Source organism: Pseudomonas sp. HT11 (assembly GCF_044875395.1).
GTDB lineage: Bacteria > Pseudomonadota > Gammaproteobacteria > Pseudomonadales > Pseudomonadaceae > Aquipseudomonas.
Genome location: NZ_CP173217.1, coordinates 5,197,904 through 5,220,348, shown reverse-complemented (window position 1 = coordinate 5,220,348; position 22,445 = coordinate 5,197,904). Strand labels below are relative to the sequence as shown.

General features: G+C 59.8%; 24 protein-coding genes, 1 tRNA gene and 1 pseudogene. 14 read left to right on the top strand and 12 right to left on the bottom strand.

Annotation, left to right across the window (positions count from 1 at the left end):
• Nucleotides 1–38 precede the first annotated feature (38 nt).
• Entirely contained in the window at nt 39–419 is a 381-nt protein-coding gene (locus tag ABWL43_RS24140; RefSeq protein WP_242201046.1) for a response regulator, read from the bottom strand.
• Between the two features lie 178 nt (nt 420–597).
• Here ABWL43_RS24140 and ABWL43_RS24135 point away from each other — a divergent pair, with 178 nt between their 5' ends.
• On the top strand, nt 598–972 hold the full coding sequence (locus ABWL43_RS24135) for a cytochrome c family protein (protein WP_145164229.1): 375 nt from the start codon (nt 598–600) through the stop codon (nt 970–972).
• On the opposite strand, the gene ABWL43_RS24130 is transcribed toward ABWL43_RS24135, so the two are convergent.
• From ABWL43_RS24130 to ABWL43_RS24110, 5 genes are all read right to left on the bottom strand, one after another.
• Nucleotides 973–2,994, bottom strand: coding sequence for an LTA synthase family protein (locus tag ABWL43_RS24130; RefSeq protein ID WP_404484826.1), 2,022 nt, complete (start codon nt 2,992–2,994; stop codon nt 973–975).
• A gap of 826 nt (nt 2,995–3,820) precedes the next feature.
• A complete protein-coding gene (locus ABWL43_RS24125) occupies nt 3,821–4,417 on the bottom strand; it encodes a hypothetical protein (protein WP_404484823.1) in 597 nt (198 codons plus the stop codon).
• A complete protein-coding gene (locus tag ABWL43_RS24120; protein WP_242199868.1) occupies nt 4,417–5,685 on the bottom strand; it encodes an exo-alpha-sialidase in 1,269 nt (422 codons plus the stop codon). The genes ABWL43_RS24125 and ABWL43_RS24120 overlap by 1 nt, the downstream gene beginning before the upstream one ends.
• Before the next feature lie 22 nt (nt 5,686–5,707).
• On the bottom strand, nt 5,708–6,253 hold the full coding sequence (locus ABWL43_RS24115; protein ID WP_404484820.1) for a cytochrome b/b6 domain-containing protein: 546 nt from the start codon (nt 6,251–6,253) through the stop codon (nt 5,708–5,710).
• Complete coding sequence (locus ABWL43_RS24110) at nt 6,253–6,519, bottom strand: PepSY domain-containing protein (RefSeq protein WP_119736807.1); 267 nt, start codon at nt 6,517–6,519, stop codon at nt 6,253–6,255. The genes ABWL43_RS24115 and ABWL43_RS24110 overlap by 1 nt, the downstream gene beginning before the upstream one ends.
• A gap of 146 nt (nt 6,520–6,665) precedes the next feature.
• Here ABWL43_RS24110 and ABWL43_RS24105 point away from each other — a divergent pair, with 146 nt between their 5' ends.
• Complete coding sequence (locus tag ABWL43_RS24105; RefSeq protein WP_404484817.1) at nt 6,666–7,328, top strand: response regulator; 663 nt, start codon at nt 6,666–6,668, stop codon at nt 7,326–7,328.
• A complete protein-coding gene (locus ABWL43_RS24100) occupies nt 7,325–8,677 on the top strand; it encodes an ATP-binding protein (RefSeq protein WP_404484814.1) in 1,353 nt (450 codons plus the stop codon). Before ABWL43_RS24105 ends, ABWL43_RS24100 begins: the two co-directional genes overlap by 4 nt.
• A gap of 223 nt (nt 8,678–8,900) precedes the next feature.
• On the opposite strand, the gene ABWL43_RS24095 is transcribed toward ABWL43_RS24100, so the two are convergent.
• Genes ABWL43_RS24095 through ABWL43_RS24085 form a run of 3 tightly spaced genes read right to left on the bottom strand, consistent with a single transcriptional unit; the run spans nt 8,901 to nt 10,968 of the window.
• A complete protein-coding gene (locus ABWL43_RS24095; RefSeq protein ID WP_145164213.1) occupies nt 8,901–9,524 on the bottom strand; it encodes a DUF3916 domain-containing protein in 624 nt (207 codons plus the stop codon).
• 25 nt (nt 9,525–9,549) lie between these two features.
• Nucleotides 9,550–9,807 carry a colicin E3-like toxin immunity protein gene (locus ABWL43_RS24090; RefSeq protein ID WP_404484811.1) on the bottom strand — a complete coding sequence of 86 codons (258 nt, stop codon included), beginning with the start codon at nt 9,805–9,807 and terminating at the stop codon, nt 9,550–9,552.
• Between the two features lie 6 nt (nt 9,808–9,813).
• Nucleotides 9,814–10,968, bottom strand: a complete 1,155-nt coding sequence (locus ABWL43_RS24085) for a colicin E3/pyocin S6 family cytotoxin (protein ID WP_404484808.1) — start codon at nt 10,966–10,968, stop codon at nt 9,814–9,816.
• Between the two features lie 122 nt (nt 10,969–11,090).
• Between ABWL43_RS24085 and ABWL43_RS24080 the strand changes: the two are divergent.
• Nucleotides 11,091–11,345: pseudogene (locus ABWL43_RS24080) on the top strand (DUF3077 domain-containing protein); the annotation flags it as partial.
• 221 nt (nt 11,346–11,566) lie between these two features.
• Nucleotides 11,567–12,202 carry a LysE family translocator gene (locus tag ABWL43_RS24075; protein WP_404484805.1) on the top strand — a complete coding sequence of 212 codons (636 nt, stop codon included), beginning with the start codon at nt 11,567–11,569 and terminating at the stop codon, nt 12,200–12,202.
• 8 nt (nt 12,203–12,210) lie between these two features.
• On the opposite strand, the gene ABWL43_RS24070 is transcribed toward ABWL43_RS24075, so the two are convergent.
• Both ABWL43_RS24070 and ABWL43_RS24065 read right to left on the bottom strand, forming a co-directional pair.
• The gene (locus tag ABWL43_RS24070) at nt 12,211–12,540 is read right to left on the bottom strand and encodes a hypothetical protein (RefSeq protein WP_145164206.1); all 330 of its coding nucleotides are present in this window, start codon (nt 12,538–12,540) and stop codon (nt 12,211–12,213) included.
• A gap of 94 nt (nt 12,541–12,634) precedes the next feature.
• Nucleotides 12,635–12,719: transfer RNA gene (locus ABWL43_RS24065), tRNA-Leu, on the bottom strand.
• Nucleotides 12,720–12,827: 108 nt separating this feature from the next.
• Here ABWL43_RS24065 and queA point away from each other — a divergent pair.
• The 6 genes from queA (at nt 12,828) to ABWL43_RS24035 (ending at nt 18,916) form a co-directional block, all read left to right on the top strand.
• Nucleotides 12,828–13,892 carry a tRNA preQ1(34) S-adenosylmethionine ribosyltransferase-isomerase QueA gene (gene queA / locus ABWL43_RS24060; RefSeq protein ID WP_119736825.1) on the top strand — a complete coding sequence of 355 codons (1,065 nt, stop codon included), beginning with the start codon at nt 12,828–12,830 and terminating at the stop codon, nt 13,890–13,892.
• A 5-nt stretch (nt 13,893–13,897) separates the two neighbouring features.
• Nucleotides 13,898–15,013, top strand: coding sequence for a tRNA guanosine(34) transglycosylase Tgt (tgt, locus tag ABWL43_RS24055; RefSeq protein ID WP_003175976.1), 1,116 nt, complete (start codon nt 13,898–13,900; stop codon nt 15,011–15,013).
• Nucleotides 15,014–15,056: 43 nt separating this feature from the next.
• Nucleotides 15,057–15,395 carry a preprotein translocase subunit YajC gene (yajC, locus tag ABWL43_RS24050; RefSeq protein WP_003175975.1) on the top strand — a complete coding sequence of 113 codons (339 nt, stop codon included), beginning with the start codon at nt 15,057–15,059 and terminating at the stop codon, nt 15,393–15,395.
• Between the two features lie 62 nt (nt 15,396–15,457).
• Nucleotides 15,458–17,326 (top strand): protein translocase subunit SecD, encoded by a 1,869-nt coding sequence (gene secD / locus ABWL43_RS24045; RefSeq protein WP_106578266.1) that lies wholly within the window; start codon nt 15,458–15,460, stop codon nt 17,324–17,326.
• A 9-nt stretch (nt 17,327–17,335) separates the two neighbouring features.
• Nucleotides 17,336–18,250, top strand: coding sequence for a protein translocase subunit SecF (gene secF, locus ABWL43_RS24040; protein WP_106578267.1), 915 nt, complete (start codon nt 17,336–17,338; stop codon nt 18,248–18,250).
• A 123-nt stretch (nt 18,251–18,373) separates the two neighbouring features.
• Nucleotides 18,374–18,916 (top strand): glycine zipper 2TM domain-containing protein, encoded by a 543-nt coding sequence (locus ABWL43_RS24035; RefSeq protein WP_015885750.1) that lies wholly within the window; start codon nt 18,374–18,376, stop codon nt 18,914–18,916.
• 204 nt (nt 18,917–19,120) lie between these two features.
• On the opposite strand, the gene suhB is transcribed toward ABWL43_RS24035, so the two are convergent.
• Nucleotides 19,121–19,936 carry an inositol-phosphate phosphatase gene (gene suhB, locus ABWL43_RS24030; protein ID WP_003175971.1) on the bottom strand — a complete coding sequence of 272 codons (816 nt, stop codon included), beginning with the start codon at nt 19,934–19,936 and terminating at the stop codon, nt 19,121–19,123.
• Between the two features lie 145 nt (nt 19,937–20,081).
• Here suhB and trmJ point away from each other — a divergent pair, with 145 nt between their 5' ends.
• The 3 genes from trmJ (at nt 20,082) to iscR (ending at nt 22,428) form a co-directional block, all read left to right on the top strand.
• Nucleotides 20,082–20,852, top strand: coding sequence for a tRNA (cytosine(32)/uridine(32)-2'-O)-methyltransferase TrmJ (gene trmJ / locus ABWL43_RS24025; protein ID WP_003210307.1), 771 nt, complete (start codon nt 20,082–20,084; stop codon nt 20,850–20,852).
• Nucleotides 20,853–20,854: 2 nt separating this feature from the next.
• A complete protein-coding gene (gene cysE, locus ABWL43_RS24020; protein WP_404484798.1) occupies nt 20,855–21,637 on the top strand; it encodes a serine O-acetyltransferase in 783 nt (260 codons plus the stop codon).
• 299 nt (nt 21,638–21,936) lie between these two features.
• Nucleotides 21,937–22,428: a Fe-S cluster assembly transcriptional regulator IscR gene (iscR, locus tag ABWL43_RS24015; protein WP_003194020.1), complete on the top strand. Its 492-nt coding sequence runs from the start codon at nt 21,937–21,939 to the stop codon at nt 22,426–22,428.
• The last annotated feature ends 17 nt before the right edge of the window (nt 22,429–22,445 follow it).

Genomic DNA, 22,445 nt, shown 5'->3' with positions numbered 1-22,445 from the left:
AAGCACCTCAAGTTCGCTTTTGTGATATCGCGACGATATCAGTGCAGGGACATACCCTGTTGGCTCAGCGCCGTTTGTACGCACTCAACCAGGTGTTCGGCGCTCCATGGCTTGGGTAAAAAACGCACGGAACCGCCCAGCTGCGCCGCCAGCTTGATATTGCCGGAGGTCAGCACCACGGGCACAGACGGCCAGCGATGCGCTACCACCTTGCTCAAGTCATAACCATTGAGCAAACCGGGCATCTGGATATCACTGACAATCAGATCCACGGGGTCGTCGCCGCGCTCCAGGTAAATCATCCCTTCATCCGCCGAAGGAAATGACGTGACGTGCGCCCCGAAATCCTCCAGTACATCCACCATTAACGAGCGAATGATCTCGTCGTCTTCCAGCACTAAAATCGATGGCTGAGCCATGATCCTTACTCCACCATCAGGGTTCAGTAAGGTGGAGTGGGGCGGGCGTGAATAGGTTCGATTGGATATATTCCGGGCGATGGATGGTCGGTTTAGAGCGGGTAGCAGGGCGTTGCCCGCAGCGGCACAGTGCGCTTGCAGGCATAATCGCCTCACCGTTTCCTGATGTGGAGCCTTCATGAAGCACGCTTTATTGACCCTCGCCCTGATTCTCACCACCGCCCCGGCTTTAGCGGCAGGCGATGCCGAAGCGGGCGGCAAGCTTTTCAGCAAGACCTGCGGCGGCTGCCACAGCATCGGCGAAGGCGCGCGCGGCGGCTTCGGCCCGCAGCTTAACGGCATCATCGGCCGCCCTGCCGGCACCACCACGGACTACCAGTACTCCGACGCGATGAAAAACTCCGGCGTGGTCTGGACCCGCGACAAACTCGCCGCCTATATCGAGGCGCCAAAAAAAGTCGTCAGCGGCACGCGCATGATTTTCTGGGGCATCAGCGACCCGGAAAAGATTGAAAACATCCTGGCCTACCTCGAAACCTTCCAGCCCAAATGATCACTCGCGCACGTTCCTGAACAGCATCAACCGCGCACTTTCATGCAGCCCGCGCGTCAGGCCCTGCAGGCGCTGAAACTCTTCGGGGTGCTGCTCGGCCACGTCTTCGCGAGGTGTTGGCGACGCCAGGTCATGCAGGGTTGGTGAACTGCCGTCGTGTTGCATCTGCAACAGGAAGTCCTGGGTCACGCCGCCGATAATCGGGAACGTGCCCTCGTGCAACACCAGTGGCACCACACGTTCGCCTTCCGGTGCCGGCTGCTGGATGTCGCGGCCCATCGCGCCAGTGCGAAAGGGGACGCCCGCCATGCCGGCCACTGTCGGCAACAAATCCGCCAGGCCCACCGCCTCTTCAATCACCCGTGGTTGCAGGCCCGGCGCGTGGATCAGCAACGGCACGTTGTTGCTTTCCAGACCCAGTTGCTCAAAGGCCGGCGGCATGTGCGGGATCTGGCTGATGCGGGTGTTGTGGTCGCCGAAGAACACAAAAATGCTGTTGTCGTACCAGCCGCCGGCCTTGGCGATGTCCATCAGGCGGCCGATGTTGAAGTCCAGCAAACGCACTGCGTTGTACTGCTCGACGCTGCGCGAGCCAGCGGCCTGGGCCTGCTCCAGGGTCACGTCACGGACCTGGAAGCCGTCGTTCTGCTTGGGAATGGTGAACGGGCGATGGTTGCCGGAGGTTTGCACGTAAGCGAAGAACGGCCTGTCCTTGGGCACGGCGCGCAGCAGTTGGTCGCCCTCCTTGAACAGGTCCAGGTCAGAGATGCCCCACACGTCCACCCGCGGTGAACGCCAGTAGCTTTCATCAAACAGCTGCACGCCGTCGATGCTCTGGCGGATCAACGCATTGATATTCGCCCAGCCAGCGTTGCCGTTGATCATGTAGAACTTCTGGTAGCCCTCGAACACGTTGATCAGCGTGTGCTGCCGCGTGATCAGCGGGTTGCGCGTGGCGGTCTCCTGGCGCGTCACATCGGGCACGCCAGTGATGCTCGCCCACACGGTTTTGGCGGTGCCGGTGACGGGCACGTAGAAGTGTTTGAAGAACCAGCTTTGCGTTGCCAACGTGTCCAGGTTCGGCGTGGGGTTCAGCGGGTTGCCGTAGGCACCGACGGCGCTGGTGCCGAGGGATTCAAGCATCACGAAAATCACATTGGGCGGGCGCTCGCCTTGCAGGCGATAAGGTTGCACACCTTGTTCGCGGGTGAAATTCAGTTGTTGGGGATCGGGCTGGTCAACGCCCAGATACTCGGCTATTTGCGGGTAATGCTTGCGCACTGTGGCTTCATCGAATTGCGCTTGGCCGACCTTGAGCGTGTCGTATAAAAACAGCACCGGGTTCAGGCCCACGGCGGCAACCTGGCTGTTGCCGGAAAAAAACGCATCGCTCCAGCGCAGCGGCACCGGGTTTTCCAGGTTGAGGTTGGCCACGCGGCCGAGCAGCGCCAGCAGCACGGCGACAACCCCGACTACGGCCACGGAAGCTACGGCCCATTTGCCGATGACTGTGGGTTCGCGATCCAGGGTCAATCGCTCCAGGCACACCAGCGCCCATACCCACAGCGCCACGGCGGCCAGCCAGCAGGCGGTTATCCACAGCACCGGGTAGGTTTCCCACACCATCTGTTGCGAAATCTGTGCGTCTTGCAGGTAGCGCAACACGGTCGCGTTGATGCGCACGCCGAGGTAGGCGTAGTGGCCGAAGTCGATGATGTACACCAGGCCGACCACGGCCAGGGCCACGACCAGATAGCCGCGCGCCAGCCAGCGCAGGGCGGGCAGGGTGGTGAGGTTCCAGCGTGGGAGCCAGGCCAGCACGGCCAGTGGCAACATGATCAACACGGCCAGGCGCAGGTCGAAACGCAGGCCGATGCCCAAGGTTTCTGCCAGCGCCGGGGTGTTTAAATCCAGACCGGAAAAGCTGATCAAAAACATCAGCCGCAAAGCCGCCAGCAACGCAAACACCAACCCGATCGCGCCCACGCCATAGCGCAGGCGGCGTGATTGCAACACACCCATCATTGACCTCTACTCAATCTCACAAACACCACACAGCAAATGAGGGAACAGGCTTGCCCGCGAAAGCGGTGGTTCAGTGCCAGCGTTGTCGCCTGACACGCCGCCTTCGCGGGCAAGCCCGCTCCCACAGTTTGAGTTGCATTAACCCGGCGACTACGCAGTAGCCCCGGGAGCGGATCGACCCCATTTGATCCTCCTGCCCAATCTCCAAAACGACGCCAATCCAATGTGGGAGCGGGCTTGCCCGCGAAAGCGGTTTATCAGTGCCAGCGTTGTTACCTGACACGCCGCTTTCGCAGGCAAGCCAGCTCCCACAGTTTGGATCGCGTTAACCCGCGACTACGCAGTAGCCCGTCGGGAGCGGATCGCCGTCACTGACCCCTCCCAATTTCCAAAACGACGCCGCTCCAATGTGGGAGCGGGCTTGCCCGCGAAGGCGGTTTATCAGTGCCAGCGTTGTTGCCTGACACGCCGCTTTCGCAGGCAAGCCAGCTCCCACAGTTTGGATTGCGCTAACCAGTGACTATGCAGTAGCCCGCCGGGAGCGGATCGCCATCACTGACCCCTCCCAACCTCCAAACCGACGCCACTCCAATGTGGGAGCGGGCCTGCCCGCGAAAGCGGTGGTTCAGTGCCAGCGTTGTTACCTGACACGCCGCTTTCGCGGGCAAGCCCGCTCCCACAGTTTGAGTTGCATTAACCCGGCGACTACGCAGTAGCCCCAGGAGCGGATCGCCATCGGTGACCCCTCCCAATCTCCAAAACGACGCCACTCCAATGTGGGAGCGGGCTTGCCCGCGAAGGCGGTTTATCAGTGCCAGCGTTGTTACCTGACACGCCGCATTCGCGAGCAAGCCCGTTCCCACAGGTTGAGTTGCATTAACCCGGCGACTACGCAGTAGCCCGCCAGGAGCGGATCGATCAGGTAATCCCAATAGTTCTCCGACGCCTTGAGCCGCAGCGCGAAGGCCAGGGTGCCCACTGCCAGCATCCACACCGCCAACGTGTTGCGCAGCCAGAGCAGCAGTAAGGCCGCCGCGCCCACCAGCACAATCATCGGCCGCGGGTTGAAGCCCCAGCGGTAAGGGTCGTAATACGTCAGGCCCATCGTGGCCGGATACAGCAGCAGGCTCAGCGCGCCAAGCAGCACCAGCAGTTGCACTTGATGTGGGCGATTAACCGGCTGCACCACGCCCAATCGGCACAGCGTCACCCACGCCAGCAACACCAAGGTGCTGATCGCCAGGTCATCGGTAAAGCTGCGCACGTACGCCGCCAACGGCAGTTCATGCACAGGGATAAAACTCAGCACCACCAGCATCGGCAGCAACCACGGCCGCCACGGCGCGGTAAAGCGAAACAGGCTTAAGAGCACAAACCCCAGCAGCACAAAACTCAAATGGGCCTGCCACACAAAAACCATCACAAATGCTCCGCCAGCCAGGCTTCGTTGAAGCTGACATGTTTGATAAAGGTGTTATTCCACGAGTACACCACGTGGTACATGCCGTCCGGGCTGCGGCTGAAATACGGGTACTCGTACTCGAAATCGCAGCCGCGCGGTTTGCACACGCGGTAATCCAGGTTGCTCAGAAAGCGTTGTTCCAGTGGCAGACGCTTGGCGCCGCTGGAGGCGCGAAAGCCCTCGCCGATGATTTCTTTATAGGCCTCGTGGGAGAACGGCTGGCCGAGCGGGTCGGGCGACTGGTCCAGTTCCACCACCGTGCGCCATTGGCTGAACTGGGCGTTGGTCCCGTAGAGGCTGAGCTTGAAGCGACCGTCTTGCAGGTCGTTGAGGGCCACCAGCAAACCGTCATCCTCAGTAGCCACTGCCGCCAGGGATGAATTGGGGTTGGCCGGCTCCAGCGGGTACGGCTCACTCCAGGTTTGCCCGGCATCGATGGTGCGGCTGGCGAGCACGCGGTGATGGGTTTCGCCGGCGTAGCGCAACATCGCCACGGCGCGCTGGCCGTCCTGCGCCACGATGGTCGGCTGCAGGGAGTGCTTGCCACGGCTGATGCGGAATTTGTCGATCACCGCGCCGTCGGGGCTCAAGTACAGGTACTCGGCAAACTTGCCCATGAACTCGTGATACACCGGCAAGCCAATCGAACCGTCGGCGTGAAACACCGGCGCGGCGCGCACCAGCGTGCTGATATTAAAGAACGGTGAGGTCACCAATTGCCGCGGCGCCGACCAGTTTGCGCCGAGATCAGTGGAGACCATCACGTTGATCGCGCTGGTGGCCCAGCCGCCGACCGACACCGACACATAAAACATCCACAGGCGTTTATCCGGCCCCAGCGCAATCACCGGGTTGCCCAGTTTGCGAATGTAGCGCTGCGTGCCGTCGCGGGTACTTTCGCGTGTGGCCAGCACCTGCTCGGCGCCCCATTCACCGCTGCGCGCATCAAACCGAGCGGTGCGCACCTGCACATCGGCGGCGCCTTCGCGGCTGCCGGCAAACCACACGGCCATCAAGTCGCCGCCGGGCAGGGCGGTGACGGAGGAGGCGTGCACAAAGTCGGTGAGTTGCGAGGACACAAAGCGGCTGGTGTATTGCGGCGCCGTCGCGACCTTGGAGGTATTCGGGCTCGCCTGGGCAAACGGCGCCAGCACATGCGGCGGATGGCTTTGCCAGGCGGCGAAAAACACCGCGAGCAGGCTACAGATCAGTAAGGCGGAGCGCATAGAGAACCTGTTGGGAAAAGGATTACTGCGCACGCTCATCCGGCAGGCGCTTCCTGCGACCGGTGAGCATGGATAACGGCAGGTTGTCCTTCACCTGGAGACTTTCATACACGGCGGCCAGCACATGCACGCAGACCAGAGCCAGCAGCACATTGGCGGCGGTTTCGTGGACTTGCAGCGGCCAGTCGGCACCCCATAACGCGTCGACTTCCTGCATCAGGAAACCGCTGGAACCGAGGATCAGCAGCGCCGACAACATCAACAGCATCACCAGCGCGCCGATGGGCGAATGACCGAGGCGGTGCAGCCCTCGCCCGTCCAACACCCGACGCACATGGGCACTGAGTCGCGCAGGCGATGGCCAGAAATCTGACCAACGTGCACTGCGCGGTCCTACGAACCCCCACACCAGTCGCACCAGCAACCAGGCCATGGCGTAGTAGCCCAGCCACACATGCCAGTCGTCGCCCGCTTCGTTAAAGAAGTAGTTGGCGACGAAGACCCCGGCGATAGATAGATGAAACAGCCTTACCAGAGGGTCCCACAGGCGCAGGGATTCGCTTGGCATCAGCCCTTGATCTCAGTCTTCACGGCTTTGCCGGTGACCGGGTCGTGGTAGATCTCGACCTTGCGTTTGTCTTTGTCGAAGCCGTAGATCTCGTAGCAGTTGCCGTCGGTGACCTTGAACTTGCTGATCTCGTACCCTTGCGCCTTGAGCGTGTCCTGGAAGGCTTTTTCGTCTTGCCACTGCGAGCGTTCGGCGGTGGTGCACTGCGGGCCGGCGAGGGCCATGGGGCTGGCGATAATCAGGGACAGCAGGAGAATTTTGCGCATGGAAAAGCTCTCAGCAGATGTGGGAGATTTCACAGTGCAAAACCAACCTTAGCGCAACCTTAGTTGGCAACGCGCCGTAACATCTTTCCCCGAAGGGGCCGCTGCAGAACCGGCATCATTCCGCCGTTTCCTACAGAGATTCCGCAATGCGCCTACTCCTAGTCGAAGATGATCGTGCCCTCGGCCAGGGCATTCGCGTGGCATTGGGCGCAGAAGGCTACACCCTGGATTGGCTGCAGGATGGCCTCAGCGCCCTGCACGCACTGCGCACCGAAAGCTTCGATTTGCTCCTGCTCGACCTCGGTCTGCCGCGCCTCGATGGCCTCGACCTGTTGCAGCAACTGCGCGCCGGGCAGCACGACCTGCCGGTGCTGATCCTCACCGCCCGCGACGGCACCGCTGAACGTATCGCCGGCCTGGACGCTGGCGCCGACGACTACCTGATCAAGCCCTTCGACGTCGAAGAACTCAAAGCCCGCGTGCGCGCCCTGTTGCGCCGCAGCCAGGGCCGCGCGCAGCCGATGCTGGAGCACGCCGGCGTCAGCCTCGACCCGGCTACCCAGCAAGTGCGTTATCAGGATCAAGACATCATCGTCACCCCGATGGAATACCAACTGCTGCACCAACTGATGGTGCGCCCCGGCAAAGTCGTGACCCGCGAGCGCCTGTCCCGCGCGCTGTACGGTTGGCAAGACCGGGTGGAGAGCAACACCCTGGAAGTGCTGATCCATAACCTGCGCAAAAAGTTATCCACCGAGCTGATCCGCACCGTGCGCGGCGTCGGCTATGTGCTGGCGCTCAAACCATGACCTCCGTTCGCGCGCGCATCCTCATTCCGGTGCTGGTGTTTATTTTGCTCGGCGACGCGCTGATCAGCTGGCTGGTGCTGCGCGACAGCCACCATGAAATCGAAGAAGTCTATGACGCCCAACTCGCCCAAAGCGCGCGCCTGCTGCAAGGCGTACTGCGCCAGCGCGACCCAGGCGAAGCGGATTGGGACAGGTTGTATCAAGCCTTCGACCACGCCATGAGCCGCGTCGGCGAAGACGGCGCCGCCCACCCGTATGAAACCCGCCTGACCTTCCAGGTATGGCGCACCGACGGTCAACTCCTCGTGCGCTCCGCCGAGGCGCCCGTGCTGGCTGCGCCGCCGACTACCCTCGGCGCCCACGACATCATGGATAACGGCAACGACTGGTGCGCCTTCCTCCTCGCCGACCCGCAGCAGGGCTTGCTGATTTGGGTGGGCGAGCGCGACGACATTCGCCAGGACCTGATCGAACGCATCGTGCGCCACACCCTCTGGCCCACCCTGATCGGCGTGCCGCTGCTGACCGTGTTGATCTGGCTGACCATCGGCTGGGGTCTCAAACCGTTGCGCGCCATGGTGATGTCAATTCGCGGGCGCAGTACCGACACCTTGCAGCCGCTGCACCTCAAGCCGCTGCCGACTGATCTGGAGCCGATGCAAACCGCGCTTAATCGGTTGTTGGTGCAGATGGACGACCTGCTCGAGCGCGAACGCCGCTTTATCGCCGATGCTGCCCATGAACTGCGCACGCCGCTGGCGATCCTGCGCATTCATGCGCAGAACGCTCAAAGCGCGGTCACCGAAGAACAACGGCGCGAAGCATTGGATTTTCTGTTGAATGGCGTGGACCGCGCCACGCGCATTGGCAGCCAGTTGCTGACCATGGCGCGCATCGAGCCGCAACTGAACAACCCCGTGTGCAAGCCTGTGCAACTGACGGAACTGGTGCGCGAAGAACTGGCTGAGCTGACGCCGCTGGCGATGGAAAAGGGTGTGGAGCTGGTGCTGGAAGGGGAGGAGCAATGTTGGGTACAAACCGAGCCGGTGGCGTTGGCGATTGCTCTGCAAAACCTGGTGACTAACGCGCTTAACTTTTCCCCCGCGGGCAGCGAAGTGAAAGTGGTGATCGGCGCTGACTGCTTGAGCGTGGAAGACCAAGGTCCGGGGATTGATGAAGCGGAAATGGAGCGCTTGTTTGAGCGGTTTTACAGTCGGGATAACGCCAATGGCGCTGGGCTGGGGTTGGCGATTGTGGAGATGATTGTCGGGAAGATCGGATGCAGGCTTACGCTGCACAATCTGGAGCAGGGCGGCCTGCGCGCGCGGCTGGTATTCAACGAAACCTGAAGCAGCCCGGCTCAAATGTGGGAGTTGTCGAGCCCCAGCGAGGCTACGAAGGGATCGCCTCGGTACGCCTGACTGACCGAAGCACTTGCATCGCTGCGCTCCCACGTCCTGTGCGCCTCTAGCAGCAAAAAAATCCGTTTGGTACGCCGCGAAGGCGACGCGGAACAGCGCATGAAAACACTGGGATATTGTGTTGAGGGGCAGGGACCAGGGCCAAGTCGAGCTAAGAGGTCGAGCCGAACAAATGCGGGTGCTGCGCCTGGAAGGACCTGAAGGTCTGGTACTTCCAGCGCTCACCGCCTGGGTCTTCGTCTGTCGTGCTGACCTCGCCGAAGTACCAGTGCTCTGACTCGAAGATATCTCCGTCTTCATTCTCGTGAATGAAGTGAAAGCCGACTTCGTGAAGCCCCGGTGGGATGGTCAGGCTCCATTCTTTGGCCAGGCTTCGGCCAGTGATTCGAGCTTGGCGAAAGTACTCATAGTCGAAAGGTTGAGTGTGGCCCAAGTAGCGAGCTTTATCGGTGTAGACACAGACTCGGCTTGAGAACATGTCCGGAAGCATGACGCAGGCGACAACCCAGCATTCAGGGGCGTCGTCTGGTCGCGCTTTAAGCAGATGGCCTGAGACATTGATCAACTGTTGAGCACAGTGCGCCTGAATTTCCGGTGTGGTTTGTTTGCCCTCAACAAGATTTTCGATGACGGGGATTCTTTCGGTTACGTAGTCAGGTTGAGGCGGTAATTCTTCGTAGAAACAGCCTTCGAAGCTGTCGGCCCAGCGGCTCAGGGCTTTGAGGCGCCTGGGGATGTTGCGGAGTTTTTTGTTTGTTAGTGAAAGTCTGCGCATGGAATCTTATTTTCCCTAAGTGAGGTCACAGTTGGGCATCTTCGTAATCGAGTGCTATGAAATAGTCGCTGTCTGTAAGAGCGATTTCATGAGCGAATAAGGGTTGCACAAGCGATAGCCATTCCCGACGCAGTTCAAACATGCCGTTATTGACTACCTCCTCCTTCGAGAGCCCTAGCGTTGTGACAATGGAGTAGTCCTCTCCCAGATCCTTTGAGTCTTCCGTGCCAACCAACCATTCCGTGGTTTTGTCGAACCAATCTAATCTCACTTTAAGTCCCATATAGCCTCACAAGTATTTAGCGATGTTTCGTTTTTTGTTTGCCGGTTTCAGCTGCTCGCCCGTTATATGACTGAAGGCCCCGATGTGGCTTCCATCACTTGCTCGATAGGCTTCCAGCTCGCCGTGTTGTGAATCCCATTCATAGATTGTCCTCCCTTTTTCATCAATCCAGCGCTCTCTTAACCCGCCGCCTCCTTGTTTTGGAGTTTTAGGCTTCGCCTTTATCAGGTTAGAAAATCCGGTTATTTGTGCCGCTTTAGGCGCTTTGTGGTACTTGTGATCCCCAGCCCGAACGCTAACCACCACATACAGCGGCCGAACCCCCGACTCCACCGGGAACACCAGAATAAAATCCCGATACTGCGGCGGATAAATCGGGTTCACCAGAATCTGCGCGGCTTTCTCCGTCGGCGGGTAAATCCAAATCACCGGCGCTTGCGGCGCAGCCTCCAATGCCGGAATACCCAGCGTATCCCCCGGATCAATCGCAGGCGTCCAGATCAGCTCCACGCCTTCACCCAAGTCCGCCACAAACTGGTCGCCACGGCTTTGGAACTGCACCACATCAATCATCTGCCAATCGGCATGGTTGCCCGTGTAAAACCCATACCCCTTGAGCGTGCCGTCCTCACGCTGCTCCACATGCAAACGCATCTGCGACCGCGCCTGTGGCAGCGAACGCAATTGCTCCTCGCTGTAGAGCGCGCTATCACCCAGTTCCGACGGCCAAGCCAGCGCCACCAAACCGGCCAATAAGCCACCGGCGACAGTGCCAGCAGCGGTGGCTGCGGATTCCACCACCGCCGAGCGCAACGCCAACTGCCCTAAACCAACGGGCAGGGCACTGCCGCTGATCTTGCGCAAAGCAACCGCGCCTCGGCTGTCCACCTCGCGCCCACCCAACAGGCTGAAGTGGCCGTAATCCTTGATCAGCTCCAGCGGTACGTAACCGGTGGGGTCGTTGTAGCGAATGATGCCGTCGGGCAGTTGGCAGGGTTTGGTGAACACACAGCCCGGAAGCTTTACGGGCGTAGGCGCCGGGGCAGGTGCCGAGTTGAATAAGTCTATCGGCGGCGAATAGGGCTCCCGCTTCGGCTGCGGCATCAGGATTCGCCGTTTGAGTTGTTCTTCTTCGGTGATGGGGTACGCGCGTTCTGACATGACGGGCTCACTTCCTTGTGCGAGGGAGTGAGCGTACGAGGGGGGATCAGAGGTTGATGTCGGTGTTGTTCGATGGTGTGCGTGGGAAAAGTCATTCTGTTAGCGACGATAATTAAAAAGGGGGCCAACAGCCCAACCTCCACCGCGTATTCCGCGTCAACTCCGGCGTACCCATCCGCGATGCCCTGGAGCATGCCTCCGAGCTTCTGCACTGTTCCAAAATGCTCGCGTTGGATGCCGCCATGGACAACAGCGCGGATCGCTACGCCTGGGCGGCGCATTATTTGGGGGGGATGGCGAAGGCGGTGGTGGATGATTTGGCCAATGGGATGTTGCCGAATGGGGTGATGGAAGAGGGTGACGCTGTTGGTGTGTAGGCGGGTGAGTTGAGGGTGTGGCGGCTGGCATCTTCGCAGGCAAGCCAGCTCCCACATTGGAGGGTGTACATCCGTTGAATCAGTGTCAGTAAAGAGACCTTGGGACGCCAAGGTCTCTTTTTTGTTTATGTGTATGACGTTTTGCTCGCGGATCTGTATCTAACGGCCTGCTTTTCATCGCCCTACCATGGTGCCCAGCACAACTCTTAAGGAGCGACACCATGCCCGAACTGTCCAGCTGGCTAGCCTACGGCCTGATCTCACTCGGCATGGTACTCACGCCCGGGCCGAACATGATTTACCTCATTTCCCGCTCGATTTGCCAAGGGCGTACGGCCGGGCTGATTTCCCTGGGCGGCGTTGCGTTGGGGTTTGTGGTTTACATGTTGTGCGCGGCATTGGGGATTACCGCGTTGGTGATGGCGGTGCCGTTTGCCTACGACGCGCTGCGGCTCGGCGGGGCGTTGTACCTGGTGTACCTGGCCTGGCAGGCGGTCAAGCCGGGTGGCCGTTCGCCGTTTCAGGTTCGGGATTTACCCGAGGACAGCCCGCGCAAGCTGTTCATGATGGGCTTTGTGACCAACCTGCTGAACCCCAAAGTGGCAGTCATGTACTTGTCGTTGCTGCCGCAGTTTATCGACCCGAACGGGCATGGCAGTGTGTTGACGCAATCGCTGGTGTTGGGCTTTACGCAGATTGCCATCAGCGTGAGCGTCAACTCGGTGATTGCCGTTATGGCAGGCTCTATCGCGGTGTTCTTCGTCACCCGCCCGGGTTGGCAGGTGGCGCAGCGCTGGGTGATGGGCTCGGTGTTGATGGGGTTGGCGGTGCGGATGGCGGTTGAAGGGCGGCGGTAAGTTGCGCGTCACAGGATGGCTTTCAGGTAGTCCTTGAGTGCGTTGAGCGGGGCGTCGAGTGCTTCAAGTGTCGGCGCTTGGCGCACGTCCACCGCGAGCCGTTGCAGCTCACGCCCCATCACCGTGTTTGGGCCGCCCAGGGAGTCGAGTGCTAACGTCAGGCATTCATCAAGTTTGAGTTGAATCGCGGCCAGATCCCCCTGACGTACCAACAACCCAAACACTTCCCGCTCATACCCATCCATGACCAGGTCATCGCGCAGAATCGGGCTCGCGCCTTCGGTCTCGTGCACCAGCTTGAGAGCAAAAAGGGCAACAGCTTCCAGCGTCAATTCCATGGTCCCGGCTCCTTAACGTCTGCGTTCGCCTGTGCCTGCTTACTTTTTTACAGGCGAAAAAAAAGACCTTGAATTTCAAGGTCTTTCTTTAAGATGGTGCCCCGAGGGAGACTCGAACTCCCACTCCTTTCGAAAACGGATTTTGAATCCGCCGCGTCTACCAATTCCGCCATCAGGGCTCAATGGCGGCGAAGTATAGAGATGAGATTACCGTTGGTCAATCACGTTTCATGGTCTATTTTCACTATTTCCGCTAGACTTCCCGGCCCTGCTAGACGAACCCCATCATGCGCGTTGCTGACTTTACTTTTGAGCTCCCTGATTCGCTGATCGCTCGCCACCCTTTGGCCGAGCGTCGCGCCAGTCGACTGCTGACCCTGGACGGGGTGAGCGGTGCCCTCGCACACCGTCAATTCACTGATTTGCTTGAGCATTTGCGCCCAGGCGATCTGATGGTGTTCAACAATACCCGGGTGATTCCGGCACGGCTGTTTGGCCAGAAAGCGTCCGGCGGCAAGCTGGAAATTCTGGTCGAGCGGGTGCTGGACAGCCATCGCGTGCTGGCCCATGTGCGCTCGAGCAAGTCGCCGAAACCGGGTTCGAGCATCCTCATCGATGGCGGTGGCGAGGCCGAGATGGTCGCGCGCCATGACGCGCTGTTTGAGCTCAAGTTTGCCGAAGAGGTGTTGCCGCTGCTGGAACGCGTCGGCCATATGCCGTTGCCTCCTTATATAGACCGCCCCGATGAAGATGCGGACCGCGAGCGCTATCAGACGGTGTACTCGCAGCGCTTGGGTGCGGTTGCCGCGCCGACGGCTGGGCTGCATTTCGACCAGCCGCTGCTGGATGCGATTGCCGCCAAGGGCGTCGAAAGTGCCTATGTGACCCTGCACGTGGGGGCCGGCACGTTTCAGCCGGTGCGTGTGGATAACATCGAAGACCACCATATGCACAGCGAATGGCTCGAAGTCAGCCAGGAAGTGGTGGATGCGGTGGCGGCGTGCAAGGCGCGCGGCGGTCGTGTTGTGGCGGTAGGTACCACCAGCGTGCGGTCGCTGGAGAGTGCGGCGCGTGATGGCGTGCTCAAGCCGTTCAGCGGCGACACCGATATCTTTATTTTCCCGGGCCGGCCGTTTCATGTGGTCGATTGCCTGGTCACCAACTTCCATTTGCCGGAATCCACGCTGTTGATGCTGGTGTCGGCATTTGCCGGTTACCCGGAAACCATGGCCGCTTATCAAGCTGCCATCGCCAACGAGTACCGTTTTTTCAGCTACGGTGATGCGATGTTTATCACCCGAAACCCTGCGCCGACTGCTCCTAAAGAAGCGGGCCCTGAGGAACAACTATGAGTCGTATGTCGTTTGAATTGTTGGCCACGGATGGCAAGGCTCGTCGTGGTCGCCTCACTTTCCCGCGCGGCACCGTCGAAACCCCGGCCTTCATGCCGGTGGGCACCTACGGCACCGTCAAAGGCATGCTGCCGCGTGACATCGTCGCCACCGGCGCCGAGATCATCCTCGGCAACACCTTCCACCTGTGGCTGCGCCCGGGCACGGAAGTGATCAAAAAGCATGGCGACCTGCATGACTTCATGAAGTGGCAGGGCCCGATCCTCACCGACTCCGGTGGTTTCCAGGTGTTCAGCCTGGGCGCCATGCGCAAGATCAAGGAGGAGGGCGTGACCTTCGCCTCGCCGGTCGACGGTTCCAAGGTGTTCATGGGCCCGGAGGAGTCGATGCAGGTGCAGCGCGACCTGGGCTCCGACATCGTGATGATCTTTGACGAATGCACGCCGTACCCGGCGGACGAAGACGTGGCGCGTATCTCTATGGAGCTGTCGTTGCGTTGGGCTCAGCGTTCGAAGAATGCCCATGGCGACAACACCGCGGCGCTGTTCGGTATCGTTCAGGGCGGCATGCACGAAAGCCTGCGCAAGCGCTCGCTGGAAGGCCTGGACAAGATCGGCTTTGACGGCCTGGCCATCGGCGGTTTGTCGGTGGGCGAGCCCAAGCACGAGATGATCAAGGTGCTGGATTACCTGCCGGGCCTGATGCCGGCAGACAAACCTCGTTACCTTATGGGCGTTGGCAAACCGGAAGATCTCGTAGAGGGTGTGCGCCGCGGTGTGGACATGTTCGATTGCGTGATGCCAACCCGTAATGCCCGCAATGGGCATCTGTTCATCGATACAGGCGTGCTGAAGATCCGTAACGCGTTCCATCGCCATGATGATTCGCCGCTGGATCCCACCTGTGACTGCTACACCTGCCAGAACTTCTCGCGCGCTTATCTGCACCATCTGGACAAGTGCGGGGAAATGCTGGGTAGCATGTTGAATACCATCCACAATTTGCGTCACTACCAAGTCCTGATGGCTGGTTTGCGCGAGGCTATTCAACAGGGTACATTGGCCGCCTTCGTCGATGCCTTCTATGCCAAGCGCGGGCTCCCTGTGCCGCCCTTGGACTGAGTTTTCCGACCCTAAGATTCACTATTTGCAACTGGAGTGCTAAATGAGCTTTTTTATCTCTAATGCCATGGCTGACGCCGCTGCGCCTGCCGCTGCCGGCCCTATGGGCGGTGGTTTTGAGTGGATTTTCCTGGTCGGCTTCCTGGTCATCTTCTACCTGATGATCTGGCGTCCACAGGCCAAGCGCGCCAAAGAGCAGAAAAACCTGCTGGGCAGCCTGCAAAAAGGCGACGAAGTTGTGACCACTGGCGGCATCGCCGGCAAGATCACCAAGGTTTCCGATGCTTTCGTGGTTCTGGAAGTCTCCGACACCGTAGAAATGAAGTTCCAGAAGGGCGCCATCGCCGCCACGTTGCCAAAAGGCACGCTCAAAGCGATCTGAGTAACAACCTTTACCAATCGACGGGGCGCGCAAGGCGCCCCGCGTTATAAGCGGGCGGCGTGATGCTGAACAAATACCCTCTGTGGAAATACGTACTGATCCTGGCGGTGCTGGCGATCGGTTTTATTTATTCCGCTCCCAATCTTTATCCTGATGACCCTGCGATCCAGATCACGGGCGCCAGCACTTCGCTGCAAGTCAATCAGGCTGACCTGGAACGCGCGAGCAAAGCGCTCACCGATGCGGGCATTCAGGTTAAAGCGGCAACATTGGCGGCTGATGCGAAGGGCGGCTTGTTGCGCCTGACCAAGGCAGAAGACCAATTACCGGCCAAAGACGTTGTGCGCAAGGTCATGGGTGACGACTACGTTGTCGCGCTGAACCTGGCACAGACCACGCCAAAATGGCTGCGCAGCATTGGCGCGCACCCGATGAAGCTGGGTCTGGACTTGTCCGGTGGTGTGCACTTCCTGTTGGAAGTCGACATGGACAAAGCCCTCGACGCACGCCTGAAAGTCTACGAAGGCGATGTGAAGAGCCTGCTGCGCAAAGAGAAGTTGCGTTATCGCAGCCTGCCGCAGCTCAACGGTGCCATCCAGCTGGGCTTCTCTGACGAAGCGTCCCGCGAACAGGCCCGTGCGCTGATCCGCAAGAACTTCAACGATTTCGACATCGTGCCGGCCGACCTCAATGGTCAACCTGTACTGCGTCTGGCGATGACCCCAGCCAAGCTGGCGGAAATCCGCGAATACTCCATCAAGCAGAACTTGACCACGGTACGTAACCGCGTCAACGAGCTGGGTGTGGCTGAGCCGATTGTTCAGCGTCAAGGCGCCAACCGCATCGTGGTCGAGTTGCCGGGCGTGCAGGACACTGCTGAAGCCAAGCGTATCCTGGGTAAGACCGCTAACTTGGAGTTCCGTCTGGCTGCTGAGCCGGGTGCTTCTCGCGCGACTGCCGAAGAATTCGAGTTCCGTGAAGGTAACCGTCCTCCAGCGTTGATCGAGCGTGGCTTGATCATCACCGGCGACCAGGTCACCGATGCCAAGGCTGGTTTTGGCGAGCACGGCACGCCTGAAGTGAACATTCGTCTGGATGGTCACGGCGGCGAACTGATGAGCCGCGCCACTCGCAGCAACGTTGGTCGCAGCATGGCGGTGATCTTCATCGAGCAGCGTCCGATCACCACCTACACCAAGCAAGTGGTCAACGGCGTCGAGAAAGACGTGCCGGTGCAGACCTTCAAGGAAGAGAAGAAGATCATCAGCCTGGCGACCATCCAGTCGCCACTGGGTGCTCAATTCCGCATCACAGGCCTGAACGGCCAGGGCGAATCGTCCGAGCTGGCACTGCTGCTGCGTGCCGGTGGCCTGGCGGCGCCGATGTACTTCGCTGAAGAGCGCACCATTGGCCCGAGCCTGGGTGCCGACAACATCACCAAGGGTATCGACGCGGCCTTGTGGGGCATGCTGTTCGTGTCGCTGTTCATCATTGCCATCTACCGCTTCTTCGGCATCATTGCCACCGTGGCCCTGGCGGGAAACATGGTCATGCTGCTGGCGCTGATGTCGCTGCTGGGCGCTACACTGACCCTGCCAGGTATCGCCGGTATCGTGCTTACCATGGGTATGGCGGTAGACGCCAACGTACTGATCTTCTCGCGGATTCGTGAAGAGATCGCGGCGGGCATGACCGTACAGCGTGCAATCAACGAAGGCTTCGGCCGGGCATTTACCGCGATTCTCGACTCCAACTTGACCACTTTGCTGGTCGGCGGGATTCTCTTTGCCATGGGCACCGGCCCGGTCAAAGGTTTTGCGGTCACCATGTCCCTCGGTATCTTTACCTCGATGTTCACGGCCATCATGGTGACCCGCGCAATGGTCAACCTGATCTTTGGCGGGCGTGACTTCAAGAAGTTGTGGATTTAAGGGGCTGCCATGTTACGTACAATCAACTTCATGGGCGTTCGCAACATTGCGTTCGGCGTCACTGTGCTCCTTACCGTTCTGGCGCTGTTCAGCTGGTTCCATAAGGGCCTGAACTACGGTCTGGACTTCACCGGCGGTACGCTCATCGAGCTGACCTACGAGAAGCCGGCCGACGTTACCCTGGTGCGCAACGAGCTGGTCAAGGCCGGCTATCACGAAGCCATCGTGCAGAGCTTTGGTGCAACCACCGATCTGCTGGTGCGTATGCCAGGTGAAGACCCGCAACTGGGTCACCAGGTAGCCGAAGCCTTGCAGAAGGTCGGCGGCGACAACCCGGCGTCGGTCAAGCGCGTTGAGTTCGTAGGCCCGCAGGTGGGTGAAGAGCTGCGCGACCAGGGCGGCCTCGGCATGCTGATGGCGCTGGTCGGCATCATGATCTACCTGGCGTTCCGCTTTCAGTGGAAGTTCGGCGTCGGCGCGATTGTGTCGCTGATCCACGACGTGATCGTGACCGTGGGCATCCTCGCGTACTTCCAGATCACCTTCGACCTGACAGTGTTGGCGGCGGTGCTGGCGATCATTGGTTACTCGCTCAACGACACCATCGTGGTATTCGACCGGGTACGTGAAAACTTCCGTGTACTGCGCAAGGCGTCGCTGATCGAGAACATCAACGTCTCGACCACCCAGACCCTGCTGCGGACCATGGCGACATCGATCTCCACGTTGCTGGCGATTGCTGCGCTGATGATCTTCGGTGGCGACAACCTGTGGGGCTTCTCCCTGGCGCTGTTCATCGGCGTTCTGGCGGGCACCTACTCGTCGATCTACATCGCCAACGTGGTGCTGATCTGGCTGAACCTCAACAGCGAAGACTTGATCCCTCCTGCCGCTACCGGCAAGGAGGTCGACGACCGCCCTTGATGGGCGCTTGTTGACACGCTGTTACAAAGAAGGCGCGAGTATTGAACTCGCGCCTTTTTTTTTGCTCCAAGGCTGGGTATAGCGCGGACGTTTCGGTCCGCTTGTGATGGTCAGGAGGTTCACGTGAACAAGTCGTTGCTGGTTGGTGCGGTATTGGGTGCTGTCGGTGTGACTGCCGGGGGTGCTGTTGCCACCTACAGCCTGGTAAAAAGCGGCCCTGAGTATGCGCAAGTGCTGGCGGTGCAGCCGGTGAAAACCCAGATTAAAACCCCGCGCGAGGTCTGCAAGGACGTCGCCGTAACCCGGCAGAAGCCGGTGCAGGATCAGCATCAAATCGTCGGCACCGTGGTGGGTGCGCTGGCCGGTGGCCTGTTGGGCAACCAGGTTGGTGGCGGTAATGGCAAGAAGCTGGCGACTGTAGCCGGTGCGGTGGGTGGCGGTTACGCCGGTAACAAGGTTCAGGAAGGCATGCAGAACCGCGATACCTACACCACCACGCAAACCCGGTGTAACACCGTCAACGACATCAGCGACAAGGTTGTCGGCTATGACGTGCGGTACACCCTGGATGGCAAGGAAGGTTCGGTGCGGATGGACCGTGATCCAGGTGGTCAGATCCCGGTCGACAAGGAAGGGCGCTTGGTGTTGGGCCAGAACCAGCAGTAATCCAAGGCCTGGCATAATTCAAAATGTGGAAGGGGGCTTGTCCCCCGATAGCGGTACATCGGTTAATAAATTTGTGACTGGTCTACTGCAATCGGGGGCAAGCCCCCTCCCACATTTGATCTGTTGTGTTGCTGGTGTTTGAGTTCGCACCAAATGCCAGGCATAAAAAAGCACCCCTCGGGGTGCTTTTTTGTGCTCGCTCGCTTAGCGCTTCAGCGAAGCCGGCAGGTGCGGCTGGATCGCCGTCAGTACTGCCTTGAAGCACTTGGTGTTACCGGCAACGACGTGGCCTTTCTCAAGGAAGTCGTGACCGCCGGTGAAGTCGCTCACCAAGCCGCCAGCCTCTTGAATCAGCAGGGCGCCTGCGGCCATGTCCCACTCGGACAGGCCCGACTCCCAGAACGCATCAAAACGGCCGGCAGCCACATAAGCCAGGTCCAGGCTGGCTGCGCCAGCGCGACGGATACCGGCGGTCTGGCCAACCAGAGCGCGGAACATGCCCAGGTAGTTTTCCAGGTTGTCCATCTGGTCGTCACGGAACGGGAAGCCCGTGCCCAGCAGGGCGCCGTCTAGGCTGGTGCGACCGCTGACACGCAGACGACGGCCATTCAACTGGGCGCCACGGCCACGGCTGGCGGTGAATTCTTCCTGGCGAACCGGGTCCAGAACCACTGCGTGTTCCAGGCGGCCACGGTATTTGCAGGCAATGCTCACGGCAAAGTGTGGGATGCCGCGCAGGAAGTTGGTGGTGCCATCCAGTGGGTCGATGATCCACAGGTAGTCTTCGCCTTCGCCGCTGCCTTTGTGCAAACCGGTTTCTTCGCCGAGGATGCCGTGGGTGGGGTAGGCCTTGCGCAGCGCGTCGATAATTTTCTGTTCGGCGGCGCGATCCACCTCGGACACATAATCCTTGGCGTCTTTTTCGTCGACCTTGATGGTATCCAGGCGCTCGATGGAGCGGAAGATCAATTCACTGGCGCTGCGGGCGGCGCGCAGCGCGATATTCAGCATGGGCTGCATGGATGTGTCACCTAAGGTTGTTAAAGAAAGCCGGGCATTCTAGCAGAAACTTTCTTCAGGTGAAGGACGACGTTAGCTTTCATGGCATAACCTTAGGCTGTTCTGTAAGATTTGCTCCCCTTTCCCGTGTCCGAGAGCGCCTCCCTTGCTGCAAAACATTCGTGTCGTTTTGGTCAATACCAGTCATCCCGGCAACATCGGCGGGGTGGCGCGAGCCATGAAAAACATGGGGCTGACGCGCCTGGTGCTGGTCGAGCCGCGCGTGTTCCCGCACCACGAGGCCGATGCCCGTGCCTCCGGCGCCAACGACATCCTGGAAAAAGCCCAGGTTGTCGCTACCTTGGAAGACGCCTTGGTCGGCTGCAATCTGGTGCTCGGCACCAGCGCCCGCGACCGTCGCATCCCCTGGCCGCTGCTGGATCCGCGCGAGTGCGGCACCAAGGTAGTGGAAGAAGCTGCCGGCGGCGCAGAAATCGCCTTGGTGTTCGGCCGTGAAGACTCCGGCCTCACCAATGAAGAGCTGCAGCGATGTCATTACCACGTGCACATTCCATCAGACCCTGAATTCAGTTCGCTGAACCTCGGGGCGGCGGTGCAGGTTTTGAGTTATGAAGTGCGCATGGCCTGGCTGGCCGCTGAAGGTCAGCCGAGCAAGGTAGAAAAGGATGAAGTTGCATCGACCAAGAGTGGCGAACTGGCCACGATGGACGAGCTGGAGCGATTCTATGAGCACCTGGAGCAAACCCTGGTGGCCATCGAATTCCTTGATCCGGAAAAACCACGGCACTTGATGGCACGCCTGCGTCGCTTGTACGGGCGCAGCTCGGTCAGCCGAGCAGAAATGAATATATTGCGTGGCATCCTCACGGAAACCCAGAAAGCGGCCCGTGGCGAGCTGCTTAAGCGGAAGGATTAAAAATGTTCGAGCGTTTGCGAGAAGATATCCAGAGTGTTTTCCACCGTGACCCGGCGGCGCGCAACGCCTTTGAAGTGCTGACCTGCTACCCGGGTATGCACGCGATCTGGATTCACCGCCTGTCCGGCGCGTTGTGGGGCATGGGCTGGAAATGGCTGGCGCGCGTGGTGTCGAACTTCGGCCGCTGGTTGACCGGGATCGAGATTCACCCAGGCGCCAAGGTGGGGCGTCGCTTCTTTATCGACCATGGCATGGGCATTGTGATTGGCGAGACCGCCGAAATCGGTGATGACGTGACCTTGTACCAAGGCGTGACTCTGGGCGGCACCACCTGGAATAAAGGCAAGCGCCACCCGACGCTGGGTGATGGCGTGGTGGTAGGGGCGGGCGCCAAGGTGCTCGGCCCCTTTACGGTGGGTGCCGGTGCCAAAGTAGGCTCCAACGCCGTGGTGACCAAGGCCGTACCGCCTGGCGCTACCGTCGTGGGCATTCCGGGGCGGATCATCGTCAAGCCGGAAGTCGGCGATGAGCAGGAAGCCAAGCGCAAGGCCATGGCTGAAAAGATCGGCTTCGATGCCTACGGCGTCAGCGAAGACATGCCTGACCCCGTGGCGCGTGCCATTGGGCAGTTGCTTGATCACTTGCAGGCAGTCGACGGCAAGCTGGACGGCATGTGCGGCGCGTTGAAGGAGTTGGGCAGCAGCTATTGTGCGAAAGATCTGCCTGAGCTGCGCGAAGAAGACTTTGCCGAGATCAAGAGCGAAGCTGTCACCAAGGCTGGCTGAGTCTTAAGGTCGGTAAAATCCCCTGTGGGAGCTGGCTTGCCTGCGATAGCGGTCTGCCAGCCACCCTTTGAGCTGCTGATCCACCGCTATCGCAGGCAAGCCAGCTCCCACATCTGATCTCCATTGGTCTTGGCGTGAGGCTTTGGCCCCGTTCCCGCTGTTCGATCCCGCCCCATCCTGCTATGATTCGCGCGCCCTTTTTACGGGTAATCCTGACTAAAGTACTAGGTCTTATAGTTGACTTAAATACTCGGGAATCGCATACTTGCTCCCATTCTGAAACACCTTGGTACTTGTCCATGAGACTGACTACAAAAGGCCGATACGCGGTAACCGCCATGCTTGACCTGGCCTTGCACGCGCAAACTGGGCCGGTGTCCCTGGCCGATATCTCCGAGCGCCAAGGCATTTCCCTGTCCTACCTCGAACAGCTGTTTGCCAAATTGCGCCGTAGCAACTTGGTTTCCAGCGTACGTGGGCCGGGTGGCGGCTACCAACTGTCCCGCGACATGCAGGGCATTCAGGTAGCCCAGGTGATCGACGCGGTGAACGAATCCGTCGATGCCACCAAATGCCAGGGTTTGGGTGACTGCCACGCCGGCGACACCTGCCTGACGCACCACTTGTGGTGTGACTTGAGCCTGCAGATCCATGAGTTTTTGAGTGGTATCAGCTTGGCTGATCTTGTGACTCGCCGTGAGGTGCAAGAAGTAGCCCAGCGTCAGGACCAGCGCCGTTGTAACACCAAGGCGCCGCGTCTGGACAAGATCGAAGCGTCCGCCGTCGAGTGACAGCCGCAGAGCTAACG

Coding starts and splice junctions, on each gene's coding strand:
- cysE (WP_404484798.1), top strand. CDS start 20,855: ATGTTCGAGCGTTTGCGAGAAGATATCCAGAGTGTTTTCCACCGTGAC.
- ABWL43_RS24140 (WP_242201046.1), bottom strand. CDS start 419: ATGGCTCAGCCATCGATTTTAGTGCTGGAAGACGACGAGATCATTCGC.
- ABWL43_RS24085 (WP_404484808.1), bottom strand. CDS start 10,968: ATGTCAGAACGCGCGTACCCCATCACCGAAGAAGAACAACTCAAACGG.
- ABWL43_RS24120 (WP_242199868.1), bottom strand. CDS start 5,685: ATGCGCTCCGCCTTACTGATCTGTAGCCTGCTCGCGGTGTTTTTCGCC.
- ABWL43_RS24135 (WP_145164229.1), top strand. CDS start 598: ATGAAGCACGCTTTATTGACCCTCGCCCTGATTCTCACCACCGCCCCG.
- ABWL43_RS24095 (WP_145164213.1), bottom strand. CDS start 9,524: ATGCGCAGACTTTCACTAACAAACAAAAAACTCCGCAACATCCCCAGG.
- suhB (WP_003175971.1), bottom strand. CDS start 19,936: ATGCAGCCCATGCTGAATATCGCGCTGCGCGCCGCCCGCAGCGCCAGT.
- iscR (WP_003194020.1), top strand. CDS start 21,937: ATGAGACTGACTACAAAAGGCCGATACGCGGTAACCGCCATGCTTGAC.
- ABWL43_RS24130 (WP_404484826.1), bottom strand. CDS start 2,994: ATGGGTGTGTTGCAATCACGCCGCCTGCGCTATGGCGTGGGCGCGATC.
- ABWL43_RS24125 (WP_404484823.1), bottom strand. CDS start 4,417: ATGGTTTTTGTGTGGCAGGCCCATTTGAGTTTTGTGCTGCTGGGGTTT.
- yajC (WP_003175975.1), top strand. CDS start 15,057: ATGAGCTTTTTTATCTCTAATGCCATGGCTGACGCCGCTGCGCCTGCC.
- ABWL43_RS24075 (WP_404484805.1), top strand. CDS start 11,567: ATGCCCGAACTGTCCAGCTGGCTAGCCTACGGCCTGATCTCACTCGGC.
- secF (WP_106578267.1), top strand. CDS start 17,336: ATGTTACGTACAATCAACTTCATGGGCGTTCGCAACATTGCGTTCGGC.
- tgt (WP_003175976.1), top strand. CDS start 13,898: ATGTCGTTTGAATTGTTGGCCACGGATGGCAAGGCTCGTCGTGGTCGC.
- secD (WP_106578266.1), top strand. CDS start 15,458: ATGCTGAACAAATACCCTCTGTGGAAATACGTACTGATCCTGGCGGTG.
- ABWL43_RS24110 (WP_119736807.1), bottom strand. CDS start 6,519: ATGCGCAAAATTCTCCTGCTGTCCCTGATTATCGCCAGCCCCATGGCC.
- ABWL43_RS24070 (WP_145164206.1), bottom strand. CDS start 12,540: ATGGAATTGACGCTGGAAGCTGTTGCCCTTTTTGCTCTCAAGCTGGTG.
- ABWL43_RS24115 (WP_404484820.1), bottom strand. CDS start 6,253: ATGCCAAGCGAATCCCTGCGCCTGTGGGACCCTCTGGTAAGGCTGTTT.
- queA (WP_119736825.1), top strand. CDS start 12,828: ATGCGCGTTGCTGACTTTACTTTTGAGCTCCCTGATTCGCTGATCGCT.
- ABWL43_RS24105 (WP_404484817.1), top strand. CDS start 6,666: ATGCGCCTACTCCTAGTCGAAGATGATCGTGCCCTCGGCCAGGGCATT.
- ABWL43_RS24090 (WP_404484811.1), bottom strand. CDS start 9,807: ATGGGACTTAAAGTGAGATTAGATTGGTTCGACAAAACCACGGAATGG.
- ABWL43_RS24100 (WP_404484814.1), top strand. CDS start 7,325: ATGACCTCCGTTCGCGCGCGCATCCTCATTCCGGTGCTGGTGTTTATT.